The organism is Pseudomonas sp. 05N433 (assembly GCF_056396925.1).
Window position 1 is genome coordinate 1 of the sequence record NZ_JBFTML010000066.1, and the last position, 20457, is coordinate 20457.

At 53.4% G+C, this 20457-nt stretch carries 17 protein-coding genes, 1 tRNA gene and 2 pseudogenes; 4 read left to right on the top strand and 16 right to left on the bottom strand.

Annotated features, from left to right (window positions below):
* Nucleotides 1-617 precede the first annotated feature (617 nt).
* Together AC1DIS_RS25950 and AC1DIS_RS25955 are read right to left on the bottom strand one after the other, a co-directional pair.
* A complete protein-coding gene (locus tag AC1DIS_RS25950; RefSeq protein WP_156523289.1) occupies nt 618-2903 on the bottom strand; it encodes a hypothetical protein in 2286 nt (761 codons plus the stop codon).
* Nucleotides 2904-2958: 55 nt separating this feature from the next.
* A tRNA-Lys gene (locus tag AC1DIS_RS25955) sits at nt 2959-3033 on the bottom strand.
* Between the two features lie 358 nt (nt 3034-3391).
* On the opposite strand from AC1DIS_RS25955, the gene AC1DIS_RS25960 reads away from it, so the two are divergent.
* Nucleotides 3392-4018, top strand: coding sequence for a hypothetical protein (locus AC1DIS_RS25960; protein ID WP_477743105.1), 627 nt, complete (start codon nt 3392-3394; stop codon nt 4016-4018).
* Between the two features lie 296 nt (nt 4019-4314).
* Here the strand turns inward: AC1DIS_RS25960 and AC1DIS_RS25965 are convergent, their stop codons facing one another.
* From AC1DIS_RS25965 to AC1DIS_RS25975, 3 genes and pseudogenes are all read right to left on the bottom strand, one after another.
* Complete coding sequence (locus AC1DIS_RS25965) at nt 4315-4569, bottom strand: DUF3224 domain-containing protein (protein WP_477745508.1); 255 nt, start codon at nt 4567-4569, stop codon at nt 4315-4317.
* Nucleotides 4547-4690, bottom strand: coding sequence for a DUF3224 domain-containing protein (locus AC1DIS_RS25970; protein WP_477745509.1), 144 nt, complete (start codon nt 4688-4690; stop codon nt 4547-4549). Before AC1DIS_RS25970 ends, AC1DIS_RS25965 begins: the two co-directional genes overlap by 23 nt.
* Before the next feature lie 51 nt (nt 4691-4741).
* Nucleotides 4742-4929 (bottom strand): annotated as a pseudogene (locus AC1DIS_RS25975) (transposase domain-containing protein); the annotation flags it as partial.
* A 281-nt stretch (nt 4930-5210) separates the two neighbouring features.
* Here AC1DIS_RS25975 and AC1DIS_RS25980 point away from each other — a divergent pair.
* Nucleotides 5211-5966: an MFS transporter gene (locus tag AC1DIS_RS25980; protein ID WP_477781166.1), complete on the top strand. Its 756-nt coding sequence runs from the start codon at nt 5211-5213 to the stop codon at nt 5964-5966.
* Nucleotides 5966-6322 carry a hypothetical protein gene (locus tag AC1DIS_RS25985; protein WP_477781167.1) on the top strand — a complete coding sequence of 119 codons (357 nt, stop codon included), beginning with the start codon at nt 5966-5968 and terminating at the stop codon, nt 6320-6322. The genes AC1DIS_RS25980 and AC1DIS_RS25985 overlap by 1 nt, the downstream gene beginning before the upstream one ends.
* Before the next feature lie 439 nt (nt 6323-6761).
* Here the strand turns inward: AC1DIS_RS25985 and AC1DIS_RS25990 are convergent, their stop codons facing one another.
* From AC1DIS_RS25990 to AC1DIS_RS26005, 4 genes and pseudogenes are all read right to left on the bottom strand, one after another.
* Nucleotides 6762-8297 (bottom strand): diguanylate cyclase, encoded by a 1536-nt coding sequence (locus AC1DIS_RS25990; protein WP_111453337.1) that lies wholly within the window; start codon nt 8295-8297, stop codon nt 6762-6764.
* Nucleotides 8298-8666: 369 nt separating this feature from the next.
* Nucleotides 8667-9203, bottom strand: a pseudogene (locus AC1DIS_RS25995) (TIM barrel protein); the annotation flags it as partial.
* Nucleotides 9204-9527: 324 nt separating this feature from the next.
* Nucleotides 9528-9914: a DUF3224 domain-containing protein gene (locus AC1DIS_RS26000; RefSeq protein WP_477781168.1), complete on the bottom strand. Its 387-nt coding sequence runs from the start codon at nt 9912-9914 to the stop codon at nt 9528-9530.
* 264 nt (nt 9915-10178) lie between these two features.
* The gene (locus AC1DIS_RS26005; protein ID WP_111453339.1) at nt 10179-10883 is read right to left on the bottom strand and encodes a helix-turn-helix transcriptional regulator; all 705 of its coding nucleotides are present in this window, start codon (nt 10881-10883) and stop codon (nt 10179-10181) included.
* A gap of 269 nt (nt 10884-11152) precedes the next feature.
* On the opposite strand from AC1DIS_RS26005, the gene AC1DIS_RS26010 reads away from it, so the two are divergent.
* Entirely contained in the window at nt 11153-11776 is a 624-nt protein-coding gene (locus AC1DIS_RS26010) for a glutathione S-transferase family protein (RefSeq protein WP_064617920.1), read from the top strand.
* A 263-nt stretch (nt 11777-12039) separates the two neighbouring features.
* On the opposite strand, the gene AC1DIS_RS26015 is transcribed toward AC1DIS_RS26010, so the two are convergent.
* The 7 genes from AC1DIS_RS26015 to AC1DIS_RS26045 all read right to left on the bottom strand — a co-directional run bounded on the left by AC1DIS_RS26015 (nt 12040) and on the right by AC1DIS_RS26045 (nt 20251).
* Nucleotides 12040-13458: an aldehyde dehydrogenase family protein gene (locus AC1DIS_RS26015; RefSeq protein ID WP_477743103.1), complete on the bottom strand. Its 1419-nt coding sequence runs from the start codon at nt 13456-13458 to the stop codon at nt 12040-12042.
* A 12-nt stretch (nt 13459-13470) separates the two neighbouring features.
* The gene (locus AC1DIS_RS26020; protein ID WP_477743230.1) at nt 13471-14511 is read right to left on the bottom strand and encodes a homoserine dehydrogenase; all 1041 of its coding nucleotides are present in this window, start codon (nt 14509-14511) and stop codon (nt 13471-13473) included.
* 115 nt (nt 14512-14626) lie between these two features.
* On the bottom strand, nt 14627-15064 hold the full coding sequence (locus tag AC1DIS_RS26025; RefSeq protein WP_018925939.1) for an Lrp/AsnC family transcriptional regulator: 438 nt from the start codon (nt 15062-15064) through the stop codon (nt 14627-14629).
* Nucleotides 15061-16449, bottom strand: a complete 1389-nt coding sequence (gene thrC / locus AC1DIS_RS26030) for a threonine synthase (protein WP_477743102.1) — start codon at nt 16447-16449, stop codon at nt 15061-15063. Before thrC ends, AC1DIS_RS26025 begins: the two co-directional genes overlap by 4 nt.
* An 18-nt stretch (nt 16450-16467) precedes the next feature.
* Entirely contained in the window at nt 16468-17358 is an 891-nt protein-coding gene (locus AC1DIS_RS26035) for a LysR substrate-binding domain-containing protein (RefSeq protein ID WP_477743101.1), read from the bottom strand.
* A 51-nt stretch (nt 17359-17409) separates the two neighbouring features.
* Nucleotides 17410-18846 (bottom strand): amino acid permease, encoded by a 1437-nt coding sequence (locus AC1DIS_RS26040; protein WP_477743100.1) that lies wholly within the window; start codon nt 18844-18846, stop codon nt 17410-17412.
* A 136-nt stretch (nt 18847-18982) separates the two neighbouring features.
* Complete coding sequence (locus AC1DIS_RS26045; RefSeq protein WP_477743099.1) at nt 18983-20251, bottom strand: cystathionine gamma-synthase family protein; 1269 nt, start codon at nt 20249-20251, stop codon at nt 18983-18985.
* Nucleotides 20252-20457 lie beyond the last annotated feature (206 nt).

A 20457-nucleotide genomic window follows, 5' to 3' on the forward strand; every position in this document is an offset into this window, starting at 1 on the left:
ATTTTTCCGTCGAACCACGACAAAATCCAAGCCGCTTGTACATGTTCGCCCGCCCCCAGAACGCTTTTTAGTGCGTCAACGCATCGCTGGGTAACTCCGGGCGTACCATGATATTCGATACCCGCGAGTTTGTTCATGTCGATCTTTTTGCCCATCACCGCCCTCCGTCCGATTTTTTGTGCCGCTTCTTTTTTAAAATGTCGATGGAGTAATTCAATCCGCCAAACTCAACTGCTCAAAGGACAGCTCGCGCAAGCCGCTAGAGCCAAGAAGGTCGGAAAGCCTGGAGAAACTTGCCCAAATATGCCGCACTTGAAGTCGCCGGCCTTTTTCCATGAACATAGACCTATGAACATTCTCCAACGGCATTAACCATAAGACTACAGCAGCGTGCGGTTCCGAATGACTTATGAACATATGACATCGCCCATAAGTTCAATGATGTGTCTGTGAGGAACTTTATATGCTTGAGGTCAAACTCCACCACTTTCCGATTTTGCAGACGTCCAGGCTCTTCTCGTTGAAAGTTTTGCCCCGTCTGTACAAGAACTCCAGCTGGATATGCAAACATCACTTTTTGAGGCGCTCAAGCACGCTTCACCGATACAGCGGAACGTTTAATTGATGTTCGTTTGTGGCGGTAACAACCAATGTCGTTCGGTGGTCCATCCGAGAAAAACCTGAGCCCCCTCACTTTTCTGGCGGTTCAGGGTCAACGTGAGCCCGGAAGCTGCCACACGCAACCCCATAATTGCCGGTAGAAATCTCTCCCGGAATGCAATGGGTTGAGCCGCGAAATGAGCTTCGATGCTATCGATTGCGCAACGCCTCTCGGCGTCATCCTGCAAGGATAAATAAAACACCATCTGGCGCCAGGCATAAGCGGTATTTTTGAGCATCACCAAGCTTGAGTGATAGAGCTTGATTTTCATCTGCTGCCGCATGCATATCCATTGGAAGCACTCCTGAGCAAGTGAACCCAAGCGATGATGTAGCAGCGCTTTCAAACCGAGATCACCAAATAGAAGCGAAAGGTTTTGCGTCGTCAAAATCTGTTGTTGCTCGATGATCCTTCCGTTGGTTGCTGAATGCCATGCCCCCAAGGGTGCATTAGCCCGCTCCGCGCACAGGTTCGCCAATGCATCACTGGTATCCAAGTCACGCTGGAAATAGTTTCTGCTCTTTGATTTCGGCTTATCGGGAAGGATCGCCAGTTGGTTCGTGTCGATGTCGTAATAATGAGCGTAAAGGGTGCCATCTATCAACGAGGCCGCTCGCCTGGCTGCTTCCACGAATTTATTCGAAAAGGTTCCCATGAAAATGTCCGCCGCGACCTCCTCCACAAAAGGAAGATCCAGCTTCGCCGTGACAGCAAGCGAACCAAACTCCTGAAGTAGCTTGTTCGGAAGGATTGCCTGAGGGAAAGCAGCGAGGGTTGTTGCCGAGGATTCGATCAAGGCTTGTCTGGCTCCCTCAACGGCGACAGTGTGTGCCTCTCGTTCACCTTCAACGGCCGCCACCCAAGGCAACTCACTGATTTTGATTTGGCTCTGTAGGTTGAGCAGCAGCAATGAACGGCGTCGCTGAAAAGCACGATACGTTGCGATAGACAATGTGCGCAGTGTCGCATCGCGAAATCCAGCACTGCAGATTTCGGCCGTCATCGCTGGCAGTACTCGCGCCACGGTATCCCCAGATGTGATCAATCCCTTGTCAATCAACTGACTGATGGTTCCCTTTCGACAGCGCTCGAGGCGTCGGCGAACTGCGGGAGGAATGGCGACACCTGTTTTCAGCGAATATGCCTTCGCCTCCTCACTGGTAATTGGTTCCAACAGGGACGAAAAATCAGAGATGCCTTCCGAGCTCGTATAGCTGGTCAGACGCTGAGAAACCGCCTTGGCGATCAGATAATGCTCGGGCGCGGCCACCTGACGGCGCTGTATGGCTCGGCTCTGTAGATGATCTTCGGATTCGGGATGACCATGTTTGCACACGAAATCATTGACGATCCGCCGAATACGTCCGACTTGACGCCCTGTCAGCGAGGTTGGGTCACGGGAGCAGAGCCTTAGCAACGCGTACAACTCCCCTACCCGCCCCCTGAAAGGTTCAACGTTGAGGATGTCATTGCTACCGGTGGCATCGAACTGACTACTTAGCGCATTCGCCTGCTCAAGCCAGCCTTCAGGATATTGCCGACAAGGCCAATCATCCTGGTACGTTAAGAGGAAGAGCGAGATAGCTGCATCGAAGAGAGGCAACCGAGTCATGACCACATGTTTTTGCACCGCCAGACGCTGCTGCGCAGGGAGTTTTGAAAGCAGCTTTTTGATATCGCCGACATCGAAGATCTGCACTTCCACCGCCGCGAGCGGTAGCCCGTCAGAAGCCATTGGAAAGAAACGCAGTTGCTCAAAAAAAGGTGCGATCGACTCAATCAGTCTGCGGGCTTCCTCCGTGCGCTGCTGTCCCAACAGCCAAGCCACGTATAGTAGTGCTGCCTCTTCTGGTACATCGATCCGATAGTCGCTGTTCACCAGTTGCTTTTGCAGTGCTTCGATCCCCTCATCCGTAAGGTGCCAGGTGTTGAGATCAAGTCGTTCAAAACCAGGGCGGATGCCTGGGATTGAGGCGGCCAGCCGCCGCTCGTACACGGTCAGTGCACCACCGGCCAGATACTGTCCAGTGGCAAAACCACCCGTGGCTACCTCCAGCGTGACCCATTCAGGCACATCCACGAGTGGTATACGTGAGCCATACAGCGCGGTGCCTTGCACCATGTGTTCGACCACCTGCTGCCAGCGCTCAATCCGTTCGCGCGTTTTCTCAGTGTCTAGACCCGATGCGGTCAATGCTCGAGATAATTGAAAGACCGCATAACCGGCGTTTATGCCGGCCATTGCATCCGTTTCCCTATCGTGCCTGGACATTTGTCCTTCTGACCCTGCGATGTAGTGGGTCCGGGGGCTGGATTCGAACCAGCGCCCACCCGGTTAAGAGCCGAGTGTTCTACCGCTGAACTACCCCGGAACAGAGCGCGCATTGTCTACTCGCAACGAACGAATGTGAAGATTGAAAACGTTGCCGCTCGTGACACATATAGAGATTACTCCCGTTCGAAAATATTGGTGTAACTTCCTCCCCCCCCCGCTGCAATGCCAGAGGCAACTGGATTTGCGCAGATAACCACTGTTTGCACCGCTGCGGTCTAAACAGTCGGTCATGAACAAGTTTTGGAGAGCATGCGCTTTGTTTTTCTAATCTAAACCTTTATTTTAAAAGGACTTATTGGAGCCATGAACATCTGACATCGCCCATAAGTTAAATAATGTGTCGGGACGGAACTTCTCCCCATGTTGGACGGCTGAACCGCAGGATATTCACTGCCTTGTCCCTGCTTGATCGACTCCGTGCCCCTTGGATCATTTTTTTTATAATGGACGCTCTTTACTCAGAAGCTACAAACCTCAACCTCCATTCAATTAATCGTACTTTCGTGTTCCGTGGCCAGCCAGTTTTCACAACACAGCCAATTAATCCGGCTTGGCGCCCGTGCTATCGACGCGCCCGGGAGACCCCAATCGTCAGCACAGTGATGCGCAAGGTGCACGGTATTACCTTCCATTTTCTCAATTATTTGTGGCGTGCCGGGGTTCGGGGGCAACCGGCGCCGGTCATGGCTAGGCCTCCGGAACCCCCACCAAATAAGAGTCTGGATCATGAGTTCATTCTGATTTTGAAGGGCTACGTTGAATCTCAAGGGTTGCCGACCAAAAAGGCGCTCCCTGATGTCTGCACGCTCACAGAAAGTCGAAGGTGGAAAGGCATGACTATCAGCGGTATCCAGGCCTTAATCCGACGGCATCGGGCTGCTATTGCCGATGCAGCAAGGAATGATGAGGCGCTGCTAGGTGCAACAGAAATTGCAAAAAAATTAGCGCAGTTGACGTTCAGCCAGGTACGGCGTTCGGCGCGCGCAAATCGGCAACTCGCGTGTAAAAACCAAGATTCCTAGATGATCTCAAATTCTGCTTGTCGCTTCATAGGACTTGCCCAGGCTGCCTACTAGCACTGCTAGGGTTTGCCTAGAACTACAGTTTGCMCCTCGCGAGCGCCCTGCCCCTCTCAATTACGGCACCCACACTGGCAGTTTGGACCTACCAGGTTTATCAATGATGATCGCCAGGCTTTGCTTGGCTCGCGTAGCTGCAACATAAAAGAATGAGAGACTCCAGTCTTCGTAACAACATAGGTGTGGCTGCCATCAGCTCTCGCGCGAGACGGCCAAGCTCGCATGCGTAGATCTTGTTGCTACCATCCATAAATCTCTGTTTGCCGTTCGCGTACATGCTGGGGCGACCGAAGTTGAAGCCCCCTACCCACTCTCCCAGGAATTTGAATGGCAGGGTGCGTTCCATCGATGTCAATTGTGATCCCTCCTGACCCTGATATCCCTTTCAAACCATCCGTACCACTGCCTCCAACTATGCAGAAAAACTCATCTGCACGATCAATTCCGGTAGTGGAGGCGGAGTGAATGAAGTTAAAGGAACCCTCTACCCCAATTCACCGTCCCCTTGAAGCTCTCCATCACGATGTAGCAGCCCCTTCTTGATGCTTGGTCGAACGCCGCAGTAAAGGCTGTTGAAGAAATACCATCGATAGCTCCTGTATAGGACTTTTCCATGGAGCTGATCGACACTGGTAAGCCTGTTGTAATTTCGGGCGTGGGATGCTGTGGCAGCAGTTGATCGATCTCACTCGCTCGCTGCGTCGGCAGGCGCGTCAGCACATCTTTGAGATACGCATAAGGATCATGCCCATTCATGCGGGTTGACTGAATCAAGCTCATGATCGCAGCTGCCCGCTTACCGCTGCGTAGCGACCCGGCGAACACCAGTTCGAGCGTCCAAGTGCCCACGGCCCTACTGCAGCCCAAATGAGCGAATTTACCCCTTATCTCGGCATCCCCCCAAGAGATCCTGCGGCTTGCCAAATGAAAAGTCAGGCACTAAGGTAGCGCCCTCTAACGACTGGCCCTGGACTTTGGGTGAGCGGTAGCGGCTACAGACAAAAAATCAGATGGCAGCGCACCCTCCTTTGGCGAGTACTTCACCGCACAAAGATAGCGCTGTCCCACTGTCAAGGTGCCCGAGGCTCTATAGAGCTTTCCTTGAAAGTAACAATCACAAGAAAGGAAGCCCGTGATGACGAATGCTAGTGCTAGCGCGACTGTCACCAACAGTTTGGCAACACCCCACGCCCAACGGATGAGCACCTACGTGTTCGCGCTGTTTTTCATCCTCGGCAGCATCACCAGCCTTAACGATGTCCTGGTGCCAAAACTCAAGCACCTCTTCAGCCTCAGCTATACCGAGGCCATGCTTGTGCAGTCGTCATTCTTTTTTGCCTATTTCATTTTCGCCATACCCGCAGGCCTGCTCATTTCGCGAATCGGCTACATGRGAGCGGCCGTCCTCGGGTTGCTGCTGATGGCTGGTGGATGCCTGCTCTTCATTCCTGCCACCCAGTCCGCATTGTTTCCAGCCTTCCTCGGCGCCCTCTTTGTGCTTGCGATTGGCGTGACAACCGTTCAGGTCGTTGCGAACCCGCTGCTTTCACTACTCGGAACCGCCGCAATGGCCCCCAGCCGCCTCACCCTCGGCCATGCGTTCAATTCGCTGGGAACCACGGTCGCTCCCTACCTGGGTGCCATACTGATCCTGGGCTCCCTCAATGCGGTAGATACCTCCGCATTGTCGCCAGCAGAACTGACGTCCTTCCTGTCGCAGGAAGCCAGCGTGATCAGCAACACCTATGCAAGCATTACGCTCTTCATCTGCATGGTCGCCTTGATCGTCTGGCTGAAAAGAAATGAGCTGCAACCGTCAACAAGACCTGAACGTCTCAATCCTTCTATTGGGGTGGCGCCCTGGTTGGCCGCTTTATCGGCTCGGCGCTGATGCGCACTTTCGCGCCCGGGAAACTGCTGGCCTTTGCCGCCACGGCAGTCATTGTGCTGTTGACGATCTCTGCCACCACACAAGGCGTTGTTGCCGGATGGTCGCTGCTGGCCGTCGGGCTGTTCAACTCCATCATGTTTCCGACGATCTTTACCCTTGCGACCGCAGGGCTCGGTCATCGCGCGGCGGAAGGTTCGGGCCTGTTCTGTTGCGCCATTGTTGGCGGGGCATTTATTCCGCCATTGACAGGGTATGCGGCCGACCTCTCGACGCTCGCGATGGCATTGAGCGTGCCAGCGACCTGTTATGCCGGCATCGCAATCTACGGTTGGTATGCCCGCGCTCCGAAGCACTAGCATTCCCTGGCGCGGCTAGCCCATTGGTAGAAGCTAACGATCAGATTCAACCGCTTGTTCGCCGTGCCAGGATCGAGCCCCAGCTCGCCTTGTAGTGGTCTAATGAAACTTAACGTCGTGTCAGGGATTAATTGACCACTACACTCAGTCTGATAATGGGCGCTGATGACCGAAGCTAAAAGTGGAGCACGGGTTTGGTAATTCGATGACGACCGAATCTTTATGTAATTCGCACGATCTGCCGAGGTCTGAGGCGTTCCAAAACGACTACCTGTTGAAGTTTCTGAGCGCAGAGTCCGAATCACGGTGACTTAACCGAACGCTTACGATTACCAGGGGGCGTGTGCTGGACAATGGGATGATGACCTGAAGGCAGAGCGCGGCTCCGAAGCTGTCGAGTTTTGGCTTTTTGCGCAGTGACACCCGGGTAGCCGATCTGCTACATATCGGCAAGTTGGACTTGATCTCTACCATTTGATTTTGCACTGTACATCGCGGTATCGGCACGCCGAATGAAGGCGTCAAACGATTCTGATGGAATCCATGTTGCAACGCCGAAGCTACAAGTCGCCTGTCCAATATCATCAAATGGTAGGGTGTTTATTAGAGCTCGAAGCTTTTCTGCCAGCAGCCTTGTATCGTTCAGTTCGCTATCCGGGCAGATCAATGCAAACTCTTCTCCGCCTGTTCTGCACAGCAGATCGGTTTTGCGTGTTGCCGAACGTATTCGTGTGCACAACGACTTCAGAACGTTATCACCACACTGATGGCCCCAGCGGTCGTTGATGTGTTTGAAGTGATCGACGTCAAACATGATCAGCGACAGAGGTCGGTATTGCACGTTAGCCTCGATGAGCAAGTGCTCCATCAACTCTTCGAAGTATCGGCGGTTATAGACTCCGGTCAGGTGATCGGTAATGTTCAACAAACGCAAGTCTTGCGTGCGCTCATCAACCAGCAAGAGGGCGCGGGCGCGCTGCGTAATCAGCAAGTACACCATCAAGGTCAGCAGCAGCGACAACCCTGCTCCGAACACGACAATTAGGCTGATGGACAGTGCGTAGCTGTTGGCGACCAGAAATGTTGAGCTGGGTCGAAACTGGATCAAGTAATTTTGGTCGGCTACTTTCAGCAGCCGCTGCGTGTACAGCGCTGAAGGGGCCGCGGGGGCCAAGCTCTGATAAATGCTTTCCCCTTGATGCTGCGTGTCGATCAATGAAAGCGTCACGTTCAGTCGTTGCAGACTTGGTAATGGAATGCCTTGTTCCATCAAAGAAGCCAAGCGTACGCTGGAGACAACGAACCCCTGCAAATTATCATCGTTCAATGGAACCTCAGGGGGCTTCTGGAATACAGGTGCGACAAAGAAAACCCCCGACTGCCCATTGGTCATTTTCAACGGTTCCGACACAACTATTTGACGTGTTTGTCGTGCCTTGCTCATCAAGGCTTGGCGACCCGGGCGAGCTAGAATATCCATGCCGGGTATGATCTTTACGTCATCGCGCTTCAATAAGTAGAGCAATATCCAGTGTTCCGGCCGGCTGGTGAGGGGGACTCTTTCACCGGTGACGGGATTAATTTCATGATAAGAAAAATCACTGGTACCGTTGAGGAGCGCCTTAGCGCGAAACGTTTGTAGATCCTTCTCGAGAATCCTTGGCACCCAGCTATAGGCTTCGTCCTCTCCAACTAGAGGCGTAACAAATCCCAGAAACTCCTTTTCAGTGACATCGTCGGCGTTGATAAAGAAACGCCTCACAACGTCTAGTTTCAAGACCTGAGTATTAAAGCGTCGTTGCAGGCGACTGAATCTTTCGTCGACCTCCAGTTGAAAAGCAACGCTAACGGTACGCTGCTCTGCCCCTGCGAACAGAATCAGCACCAAGAACGTGACGGCCACCCCAGCTAGGCACACCAGACCGCAAAGGGTCACGTCTGATGCTTTGAGCGCGTTCTGACGAATAGACATCATTTTGTGTTCCTTGCTCATCGCCAAAAATAGCGTGCAGTGACCTGAAGTACTTTTGGAGTATCGGCACACTTGTCGTTATCTTTATAAATCAGACGTTAGAGCAAGGGGCTTATATTAAGGGCTCCAACCAGTTAACGGTTCAAATCTAGAGCTGTCGTGGCAAATGGGGCTGCGAACAGTTATAGACACGTTCGCCGACCCTCCGCAGGCTTCGGCCGATGTGCATGCGTCAGCCAGTCTGGCAGCGCTCAGGCGAACCCAAGCTTGTGAATGGCAAAGTCGCGCAACCCGCTTTTCTGGAGCTTACTCGATCGGCTGATTTTGGCCGGTTGCTACCCTTCGTGACGGGAAGCAACCAGCCATCAAGCGCTAAGTATTTTGCGACTTGAGCCAGCCTAAGCTTGCAACAGTAGTGCTGGAAGGACGGTATTCACATCCGATCCATCCTGTGTATCCACGATGTTCCAGAGTCGCGAACAATTCAGCAAAATTTAAGATGCCTGTCCCCGGCTCGTGGCGACCTGGGCAGTCCGCAATCTGTACGTGGACGGTTCGGTCATAAAACTGATCCAGAACATTTGCGGCGTCGCCGGTCAAAAGCTGTGCATGGTAAAGATCGAGAATCAGTCCAATACTCGGGAAGGCTTCCAGCACCCGTAGCGCTTTGCTGAAATCCGACATGTAGTACCCCGGGATTTCCTTTGGGCTTATCACTTCAATCAGGGGCCGCAACCCCCGATCTTCAAAATATTTGACTGCATATTCCAAGTTGCTCATGAAACTGGGCGCAGCTGAAACTTGTGCAGTAATCCCAGACATGACGTGCACATTTGAGCAGCCCAACACCTTTGCATACCTGGCGGCCAAGGCTAAACCTGCACGAAACTCTTCTTCCTTGCCTTTCAAACAACCGGTTTCTTCGGTAAAGACCCCGACTAACAGTCAATGGAGTTGAAACGCGCCAAGCCACCGATCTCGGCTGCGAGTCCGAGGGATAAATCCAAACGGCAACCAAAGGTCGTTTATGGCCACTATTCTGACTGCCACGACCAGCTGAAAACGCCCCATTACCGGCATTGCCCTTATGAGGTTCCACAAACAGACGGCTTCCTACCCCCTCGTATTTTTAACCTTTCGCGATCGGACACCCTGATGCAACCTCCAGGACAGTGGTGTCCTCTAGGGCATTACCTCAGAACGTTTTCTGACCTATTCGAGTTGGTAATTCATCTAAATACGGTGCGTGCCATCGGTGTCGACTTTGATCCCTCCTGATCCCGATATCCCTTTCAAATCRCCTGTACCACTGCCTCCGACTATGCAGAAAAACTCATCTGCCCGATCAGTGCCGGTTGTGGAGGCAGAGTGRATGAAATTGAAGGCGCCTTCTTTTCCATTCACCGYACCTTTGAAGCTCTCAATAGCGATGTAACTGCCCGTCCTGGTCGTCTGRTCGAACGCCGCAGTAAAAACTGTTGAGGAAACACCGTCGATAGCACCYGAGTAGCATTTCTCCATGGTGCTGATAGACACTGGTAAGGAGGTAGTAATCTCGGGGGTTGGGCTCAGGCCTATTGGTTTAAAATTCTTAGCAGTAAAAGTGGCTAACGCTTCCATTCACATCCGTCTCTATCCAAATGAGTGAGGTTCTGTTTCTACTCCCCCAGCACAGCACAGAGCCAAAAACGCTTTTCGGAGCTAAGCCTATTTCCATCTATGTGGCAGCAACTCCGAGGTGTCTTCACCGGACTCTTACTTCCGCGCATAGAGAAATGCAGGACGGAAGCCCTTGGCCTGGAACGCTTCCAATTGGCTAGGGGGGCACACCGATCAGGATACACTCCTCGACCAGGGGGCTCAGAAAACGCAATATAAAGCACGCTAAGACAAATGCTGCGGCGGCCGCTGATGGATGTCCACCTCGCGCCATTCTTTAAGTAAGACTTGCCTCCGACGAGGGTAGCGCTCGGGCTTTACTCTCAAAGCAGATATGCGATCAGTCCTAAAGTGACGGAACTCTTGCCGTAGTTCGCACCACCCGGCAAGCATTCGAGCATGATCAAAATAGCCCAGCGCAACGGGCCAAATCGTTCTCTCTGAACTAGCTCCCTTCAGATCTAGATACTTGATTATTACCTTATGCTCGACTCGAATGGCCCTTCGAATCTGCGACAGATCGATGGCCTCTAATTCTGTTTGATCCCCTTTGCCAACCACCAATGAATTGGTATCAAGTGCGGTCCGCAGGTCTTGGGGTAAAACAGAAGCTATTTTTGACAATGCTCCTTTTGCGGCACTACTCAGTTGAAGGTCAGCACGCTCGGACACCCAGCGAGAACCCAAGACAAGGGCCTCTATTTCCTCCTCGGTAAACATCAATGGCGGGAGCATAAAGCCGGGGCGTAAAACGTAACCAAGTCCTGGCTCGCCTTCAATGTTGGCACCTTGCCCCTGAAGCGTTGCGATATCTCTGTAAAGCGTACGAACGCTTATCCCCAGTTCTTTGGCCAAATGATTGCCAGTCACTGGAAAACGATGGCTTCGCAGGGTCTGAATCAGATCAAATAATCTTTCGGTGCGAGACATAAGTGGCTTTGTTGGTGGTGTGATCTCAACGAGATGCTGCCATCATTTGGCAGCAAGTCAAAGAACTGATTGCCATCAAACTCTGGGGAAGGCTACTGAAGGCCATTTGGATCATGCTGATAGCGATGTTCAACGGAAACGACCTGATAGGAAGAGCTTTCCTGGCAGGCTGATGAGAGCAGACGCAACGCACGCATCACTACTGACACTTTCTGTCAGTATGCAGGAAGACAATGGCAGTGTTGATCACTAAACAAGGAGCTAAAACCATGCGTCTTCACTACCATCCCGCATCAACTTGCAGCCGCCGAGTGCTGATGGCCGCACATTACCTCGAAATCAAAGTCGATCTCGTGCTGGTGAATCTGTTCAATGGGGAGCAGAACTCTCCTGAATTTCTGAAACTTAACCCGAATCATCGGGTTCCGGTTCTCGAACATGATGGATTTGTTCTTTGGGAGTCTTACGCCATCATGCAGTACTTGGCGAATATGACCCCTAGCCAAACTATTTATCCCATCGAACCCCGTGGCCGTGCTGACGTTAACCGCTGGCTTTTTTGGTGTGGGCAGTATTTCATGCCGGGCGTCGGCATTCTTAACTGGGAGAACTCGATCAAGTCTTTGGCTGGAATTGGTTCGCCCGACCCCAGTGAGGTCGCTCGCGGAGAGCGGCTTGTGACTGAAGCTGCGAAAATTCTTGATGCGCACCTTAGTAATCGAGAATGGATTTGCGACACCGGTCTTTCACTCGCCGATTTTGCTATAGCCGCGCCACTAGCTGACCAGCACAGCGCCAAATTCCCCGTAACTGATCTGCCCAATCTCCAGCGGTGGTTCATGCAAATCCAGGCGCTTGAGTCTTGGAAGAAGACGGAAGCAGGTGCTCTGTAAGCTAAAGGCGTCCGGTTGGAGCAATGCCTAACTAGGCGTCAGGCATTGCCGTCAGGATGTAGTCCCATTGAGCCTTTATTGACAATTGACGCACTCAATAAAGGCTCAATGATTCTTTCTTGAAACATTGGTGAGGGAGACGCACATGTTTCGACGACCTCACTGTTCGGCCAGGTGTTTCTCAAGGTTGCCTGAACTCTGCGACTCTGGACATCGTTAACCTCGTGAATGACTGTCTGCAAAGACGAATTTACTTCGTAGGTTTAATCCAACTCACTGATGCAGACCACTTTAGGCTGCGTCATGTCCTCATAGGCAAACCGGACACCTTCTCGCCCCAGACTTCCGTACTTGAAGCCACCGAAAGGCATGGCATCAAAACGATAATCGGAAGAGTCATTGATCATCACGCCACCGGCTTGAATTTGCCGCGCCAATTTCAAGGCCTTGGAAAGATCACGTGTGAAGAGTCCCGCATGCAAGCTGTACTCCGGAGTGTTGGCCAGAGCAACAGCATCATCCAGGTGGTCAAAAGGCTCCAGGATGACAACCGGCGCGAAGACTTCCTGCTGCCAAATCCGACTGTTATGGCGTACACGCTCCAGCACGGTCGGCGCATAGCTCCCCACTTCGCGATGGTGCCCACACAGAAGAACGGCCCCCTCGGCCAGTGCTTCATTCACCAACTGTTCGGTACGACGGGCCGCCTGTTCTGTAATCATCGGGCCTACATCCGTTGCTCGCTGGTCAGGATCACCCACTACCAAGGCACGCGTTTGGCTGACAAACCGCTCACGGAAGTCCTCATAAATTGAACTATGTACAAGGATGCGTTGAGTGCCGATGCAATTCTGCCCTGCTGCCCAAAAGGCGCCAGACACGCAGGACTCAACAGTCGGTTCGATATCGCAATCTTCAAGCACGAGAACCGGGGCATTTCCTCCCAGATCCATCGCTAGCTTCTTCAACCCTGCACTACGAGCAATGGCCTCCCCCGTGGCAAAACCGCCCGTAAAGGAAATCATCCGAACTTCGCGAATCTCCACCAATGCTTTACCCAGATCGACGCCACCGGTCGCCGGGGTTACCACTGACGGAGGCAGACCCGCTTCCACCAGGCACTCAACCAGCTTGAGAGCAGACAACGGTGCGAGCTCTGAGGGCTTCAGGATCACAGCATTACCACCGGCGATGGCCGGGCCAAGTTTATGGGCGACCAGGTTCAGCGGATCGTTGTAGGGGGTGATCGCGACGATAAGCCCCAACGGTTCTCGAGTGAACCAGCCTTGGCGCGATTCGGAGCCTTCATATGCCTCAAATGGAATCACTTCCCCGGCGTTACGACGAGCCTCTTCCGCCGATAGCTTCAGCGTATTCACACAACGCTTCACTTCCTTCTCTGCTTGTCGCAGCGTCTTCCCCGCCTCTGCAACAATAAGTTTGGCAAACGCTTCAGCCTCAAGCTCTACACGCCGGGCCGCCTCCTCAAGAATGCGCGCACGCAGGTGACGAGGCATTGCCGCACTCTCACGCACGCCAATTCGCGCACGTTCCAGCAAGCCAGGAACTGCGGCGGCATCGAGGCAAGGGACACTGCCCACCAGGCGACCATCGAATGGACTGAACACATCAATCTGTTTGGCTTCAACAAGCTGGATACTGGCCATGCTGGATACGCTCATGACTATCTCCTGTTATTTGCCGTGGGCGGTGTGGATGGCGACGATGTCCGACAGCAATGCGAAGGCTGTTTCGATGCGCCCTGCCCCAGGCCCGGACACCGTGACAGCTCCCAGCAGTTCGGTCTTGAATGACACTGCATTCGTAGCACCGCTGATTCCGGCAAGAGGATGTGTGTTCGACAGTAACCGAGCTTCCACACTCGCTCGAACCGAGCCATCTGCTTCACGATCGGCTGAGCCAATCAGTTTCCAGCTAGCGCCATTGGCACTTGCCTGGGCAATATCTTGTGCGCTGATATTGCTGATACCCGAGCACGCTACATCGCTGACATTCAGTCGTGCGTTGAGCAGTTCGTTGGCCAGGATCACCACCTTGAGGCGTACGTCAAACCCTTCCACATCGGCGGTTGGATCTGCCTCGGCGTAGCCGAGCTGTTGCGCTTGTACGACGGCATCGTTGAACGCCAGGCCGTCTTTCATCCGGGTGAGCACGTAGTTGGAAGTGCCGTTCAGGATGCCTTCGAAGCCTTGCACGTTGGCGCCCGCCAAGGCCTGCCTGGCCAGACGAATCACGGGGGTGCCACTCATCACCGCCCCCTCGTATTCGAAGGCGACCTGGTTGCGCCGGGCCAACGCTTTGAGCTCGGCACCGTGCAGCGCAATAGGTCCCTTATTGGTGGTCACTACATGAATGCCGCTTTCCAAGGCCCAGCGGCAAAAGGTAGTGGCGGGCTCGCCATCCACCGGATTGGTGAAAGTGGCTTCTGCGATGATGTCTGCACCGGAATGCTTGATCACGGTTTCGTTGAAGGCCTCAGCATTGCCGCCGGGCAGTTGAGCGAATGCGCCCTTCTCAACCGGCAGCGCCACCAACTGCTTTGCATCCAGACCGTCTTTGGCAACGATTGAGCCGAGGAACAGATCGGTGACACCGACAATTTTAATGGTGAAGCCCAGGGCCTCTTTCCACTCGGCATTACGATCGGCGACCAATTGGGCGAAGCCACGGTTCACGCCACCAAACCCTACCAAGGCAATTTTGTACTCAGTCATAAGCGCTGTTCCTATATTGATGTTGTTCGTTAGGAACATCCTAAGAGCCGGGCTTTGGCAGTTGAATATGGCAGAGTGCTGTATTAATTGAGCGTTTTGCCCAAGCACGATGTTGTCAAAACACCGCAGAAAGGACGAACGATGTCACGGTGTTTTCCACCCCCGGCATGGCCGCGATTTCCTTCCACACGAGATGGACGCGTTCAGGTGTGGCGGCATTCACACGCAGCATTAAATCGAACTCACCACTGAGTACTTCACATTGCACGACTTCGGGAATGGAGCGCAGCGCAGTCAGTACTTCTTCGCCACGCATGCGGTCGTAGCGGTAGACAAAGATCACCGCGCTGATAAGCGACGTAGGCCGCCGCGACTCACCGAGAAGAACCGTATAGCCCTGGATCGCACCGTCGCGCTCAAGACGCTCGATGCGCTGGCGCACCGCATTGCGCGACAAGTTGATCTTGGCACCCAGTTCGATATGGGCTATTCGCGCATTGGCGGTAAGTTCGGCCAGTATGCGTTCGTCCAACGGATCTAGAATGCGCTTCATGCAGACCTCTGCAGCGCCAGACGAAGAGCCTGGCACAGACCGTCAAGATCGCCCTTGGCCAGGTACGGTGGTTGCGCGCGCACCTCGACAGTGCTCGGAACGCTTGCTTGCCAGACGCCCAGTTCGGCCAACAGCGCCGCTGACTTGGCCGGCGCAATTTGCCCGAAGGTGACCATCGGCGCGCCCAGGCTGCGTCGATGAAGCCTGCCGGCCAGTACACCGACAGCGGTGTGAGGATCGATGGCCGAGCCTGTCTCTCGGAACAGTTCGACTACTTCATCGCGCACCTGGGATTCGTGTACGGCATAGGAATCGAAGAGTACTCGAGCACGCAGCCATTGCTGGTTGCCGACGCTCATTTCTCCGCAACTTTCAAAATGCTCCATCAGTGCTTTTGTTGAGCAGCCATCGTGCTCGTAAATCTCCCAGATAAACCGCTCCAGGTTGGAAAACAACGAGAAGTCCATCGCCGGCGACACGGTTCGATTAGTCATCCGGGTGGAGTAGCGATTGCAATGAAAAAACTGGTGCAGGGCATCATTGCTGTTGGTGGAAATGATCACCTGATTGATCGGTAATCCCATTTTCTGCGCAATGTAACCAGCGTAGATTTCGGCCGAGCTGGCAGCTGGAACGCTAAAGCCAACGGGACGCGAGCCACCGCCCAGTTGCAAGGCCGCGTGGAAGTAAAAAACGATCTGGGCCAGGACGCCGATCCAATTGGTCGAGTTGAAACAGACCGGCAACACTCCATCCACCGGCCACTCACGCAAGAGCCGGGAGACCAGCGTCTGGCAATCATCGAAATTACCGTCAACCGGAAACAGCTGAACCCGCTGCGGGTCGGCTGCCTGCAAGGCACTGAGTTGCTCAGGTGCAAGCCCGTCGCGCGGATACAGTATTGCCATGCGGGCGGCCGGGCAGTTAGCAAAGGCTTCAAGCGCCGCGACGCCGGTATCACCGTTAGTTGCACCGACCACCAACGCTTCTTTACCGATCTCCGTCAGGAAATGGTCGACCAGGCGCGACTGCAATTGCGCGGCGAAATCCTTGGAAGAACCGGTCGGACCATGAAACAGCTGGAGTATCCACTCGTTGTGCCCGATTTGCTCAAGCGGCGTAATAGCGCGGTGCTTGAATTGTTGATAGCTGTCACTGAGCAAGGCACGCAGGGTGCTTTCGTCTATGGAAGAGCCGACAAAAGGCGAAATCACTCGCCAAACCAACTCATCAAACGGCAGCCACGACCAGCCAGCAATCTGTTTCTCGGTAAAGACAGGCAAACTGGCTGGGACATAGAGACCACCATTTTCGGCGAGCCCCGACAGAACCACACTGCGAAAATCAGCACGCATGTCGCCGCCGCGAGTGCTTACATAATCCATGGCAACTCCAAATCAGTTTTACAAAAGGCGATGGGCTTGCGCCACCAGCCAGGTAGAAAAATGTGCGGCATCAGGCGATAGCACTTCGTTCTGTTCGTGCACCAGATAAAAGGATTCGCTTGCCTCGATTCGGTGATTGAATGGTGCAACCAATTGCCCACTCTTAAGCAAATCCTCGACCACCGAAGACCGTGCCAGCGCAACGCCCTGCCCCAATTCGGCCATGCGGATGGTGGAAATCAGCGTGTCAAACTGAAGGCCACGGGAGTAGTCGACGTCGTCTGCTCCAACTCGCTTCAACCAGTAACCCCAACCTTCTTCGTACCCCAACACGTGAAGCAGTGAATGGTTCATCAAGTCGCGAGGCTCATGTATGGGTGAACTGGCCATGAGCGTTGGGGAGCAAACAGGCTGAAGGATGTCCCAAGTCAATCGCTGAGCTTGCAAGCCCGACCACTCACCGCATCCCCAGCGAATCTCCAGGTCATCCTCGCCGTCCGGTTCTTTCACCCAAATATTGCTGATATATCGAATATCAATCTGGGGATACTCCCGACAAAAATCTGCGAGTCGGGGGGCCAACCAATAGTGAAGAAAGGAAAGGCTGCCACGCACCTTCAAATGTCTTCGATTGCGCTGGCCGAAAATCTCGTTTGTGCCGACTGCAAGGCGACTGATCGCGTCTTGTACGACAGGCAGGTACGACTGCCCTTCCTCGGTCAAGCCAAGTCCTCGAGGTAAGCGCTTGAACAGCGCCACACCGAGGTGACTTTCTAACTGACGGATCTGCTGACTCACAGCCCCTTGAGTCAAATGGAGTTCTTCCGCCGCGTGGGTAAAATTTAAACAACGCGCCGATACTTCGAATGCCCTCAACCAGTTCAAGGGTGGTAGTGACTTTTGACTCATCGGCGCAACCTCATCAGGGCTTTAACTATGCTCAATCATTGCCTGAGAAATTCACGCGGTGCCAGAGGAATGAACAGCGGCGGCTAAAGCCAACCGCTCTGCTCTCTTGTTTCGAGTGACCCAGTAGACGAAATAACACCACGCGATAAAGGGCAGTCCGAAGTAAAGTGCCACTCGCTGCTCAGGATCAAAAGCGATACCCACACAGGCCAGCAAGCAACACAACAGCGCACCGATAGGCACCCATGGATAGCCGCGTACACGGAAATGCAGGTCTTCAACTCGTCCGCCATTAGCAACGTATTGACGACGGAACGCGATCTGGCTGGCAGCAATGCTCATCCACACGACTACGACCGCCAGACCGGAAATGGACACCAAGGCCAAGTAAACCGTATCAGGGGCAAACACACTGCTGAGCAGAGAAGCCACTGCGCCCGCCATACTAAGCACGATGGCGTTCACCGGTGTGCCACGACTGGAGAGCCTGGCGTAGCGCTTAGGCATATGTCCTTGATCGCTCAATGTCCACAGCATGCGCGATGCTGCATACAGCCCCGAGTTAGCGGCGGAAATCAGTGCCGTAAGAATGACGAAGTTCATAATGTCGGCAGAGTATGGGATGCCAATCAGCTCAAACACCATGACGAACGGACTTTCTACAAGCCCCGCTTGCTCTCGTGGCAGTAACGTCGCAAGGACGAAAATGGTCCCCACGAAGAACAGCGCCAAACGTACCACTGTCGTGCGGATTGCCTTGGGCACGCTCGTTTGTGGATCTTGCGCTTCACCTGCCGCAATCCCGATCAGCTCAGTTCCCGAAAAGGCGAAGGAAACAGCCAGGAGGGTCATTGCAATGGGTAAAAACCCGGTGGGAAAAAGCCCCTCACGTGTGAAGTTGGAAAGTCCCGCACCCTGCAAACTCTGTACTTGAATAAGACCGAAAATTGCCGCTCCGCCGATCACAATGAATGTGATAACGGTCAGCACCTTAATCAGCGAAAGCCAAAACTCAGTCTCCGCAAACCACCGAACGGAGACAACATTGCTTGAGAACACTGCGATGGCAAATAGCGCGCTCCAAATCCAGACGGGTGTATCAGGAAACCACCGAACCATCAGTATGCCCGCAGCTGTGAACTCTGAACCGATAGCTACTGCCCAAGTGAGCCAGTAAAGCCAGGCCACTGTATAGCCTGTGCCTGGGCCCAGGTATCGTGTTGCATAACTACTGAAAGATCCGGTTTCTGGCATCTGTACAGCCAACTCACCGAGACAGACCATGACTAAATACACCATCACTGCCCCGATGATGTAAGCAATCACTGCACCGAGCGGCCCTGCCTGATTAACCGTATAACCGGAGGTAAGGAATAACCCCGTACCGATCACACCGCCCAGTGCCAACATAACGATGTGGCGTGTTTGCATTTCCTTTTTGAAACGCGAGTTTGGGTCGGACTGATGATCTTCAATATGCGTGGACATAGTTTTATTCTCATGAAATGTTCGGACAAACGCCTTATAACTGGCTGTTGGGCAGTACAAATTTGTCGTCGCTGGATTTTATTATTTTCATTCTTCATGAAGGGCTTAAGATGAATCTCGAGCGTCCTGCCCGTATTCAGATTTCTACCTCAATGAAACGTTGGGCACTATCAGCGTTAAAGCTCGTATCACCATGTTTACCTCGCACTAAAGCGAAAGCTTGTTTTAGGTCAGCCAATAAATCTGTTGAATCTTCAATACCTACGGATATTCGAACCAAACCTTCGGAGATTCCAAGTGCCTGACGTTCTTCCAAGGTATTTTCCACGTGACTGGTCGTCCGAGCCGGCCCATAGATGGTCTCGACAGCGCCCAGATTACCCGCCCGATGCGCATATCTGAGCAGCGGTAGCAAACGAGTCACTGTGTCCATGCCTCCTTTCAGCACGAAGCTGACGATGGCGCCGAATCCGTTCATTTGCGAACGAGCGATGTCATGACCTGGATGTTGAGGCAACCCCGGATAGTTCACCGACTCAACCAGCGGTTCGGTACAGAGGTACTCGGCCAAAAGCTTCGCGCTCGCCTGTTGCTGGCGAACACGCAGAGCCAGAGTCTTGATGCCTCGGATGATTAGATACGCCGAAAAAGGATCCAGCGAGGCACCATTGATTTCACGGTAATGGCGAACTTGAGACATCAAATGCTCGGCGCCGCAGACCACACCACCGAGGACATCACCATGACCGGACAGGAATTTGGTCGCGCTGTGCACAACCACATCAACGCCTAAGGCGAGCGGGTTCTGATTCAGAGGCGTCGCGAATGTATTGTCCGCAACAACCAAAGCGCCCACTCGCTTGGCCGCTGCCACAAGGCGCCGAATATCAACGATTTTCAGCGTTGGGTTCGTGGGTGTTTCCAGGTACAGGACGTTGCAGCCTTTAGCGATTTCCTGCTCAAGCGCCATAGTGTCGAGCGTATCGCAAAGGGTTACCTCCACACCCATGCGTGGAAGAAACTCCTCAAAAATTTTGTTCGTWCCGCCGTAGCTGTCACGCGTAGATATCACACGCTGCCCATAGGACAGGAAGGTGTGCAGTACACCGCTGATCGCGGCCATTCCGGTACTGAAAGCTACGGCCGACTCTGCGTTTTCGAGCTCACAGAGTTTATCTTCCAAGACGCAGACAGTGGGATTGCTCATCCGGCTGTAAATGAAGCCGGGCTCCTTTCCCAATGCCACGTCATACCACTTATCGATATCGTCATAGCCATAGGCAGCACTGACCACGATGGGTGTCTGCGTCGCATTGTAGGGATGTTGAACCTGCTCTCCTCCCCATACCACTCGAGTCCCCATCCCAATGTCTGAAGCCTGGACGGCGCGTTTCTTATTTTCCATAAAGTTCTCTCGCATCAAGGGAAACACAGCCGTGTTCCAAGTGGGCTTGGGAGGACTATATGGAAAGCTCATGCTTGTGAAAAATCATGATATCCGGGAGTAAGGGGTACTTTTTTTAATGGCTGGGTACCGGGTGCCCTGACCATCCATTCACATGCCCATGCGCATTGAGTGAATTGAATTACCTATGACAGATGCCCTCTTTG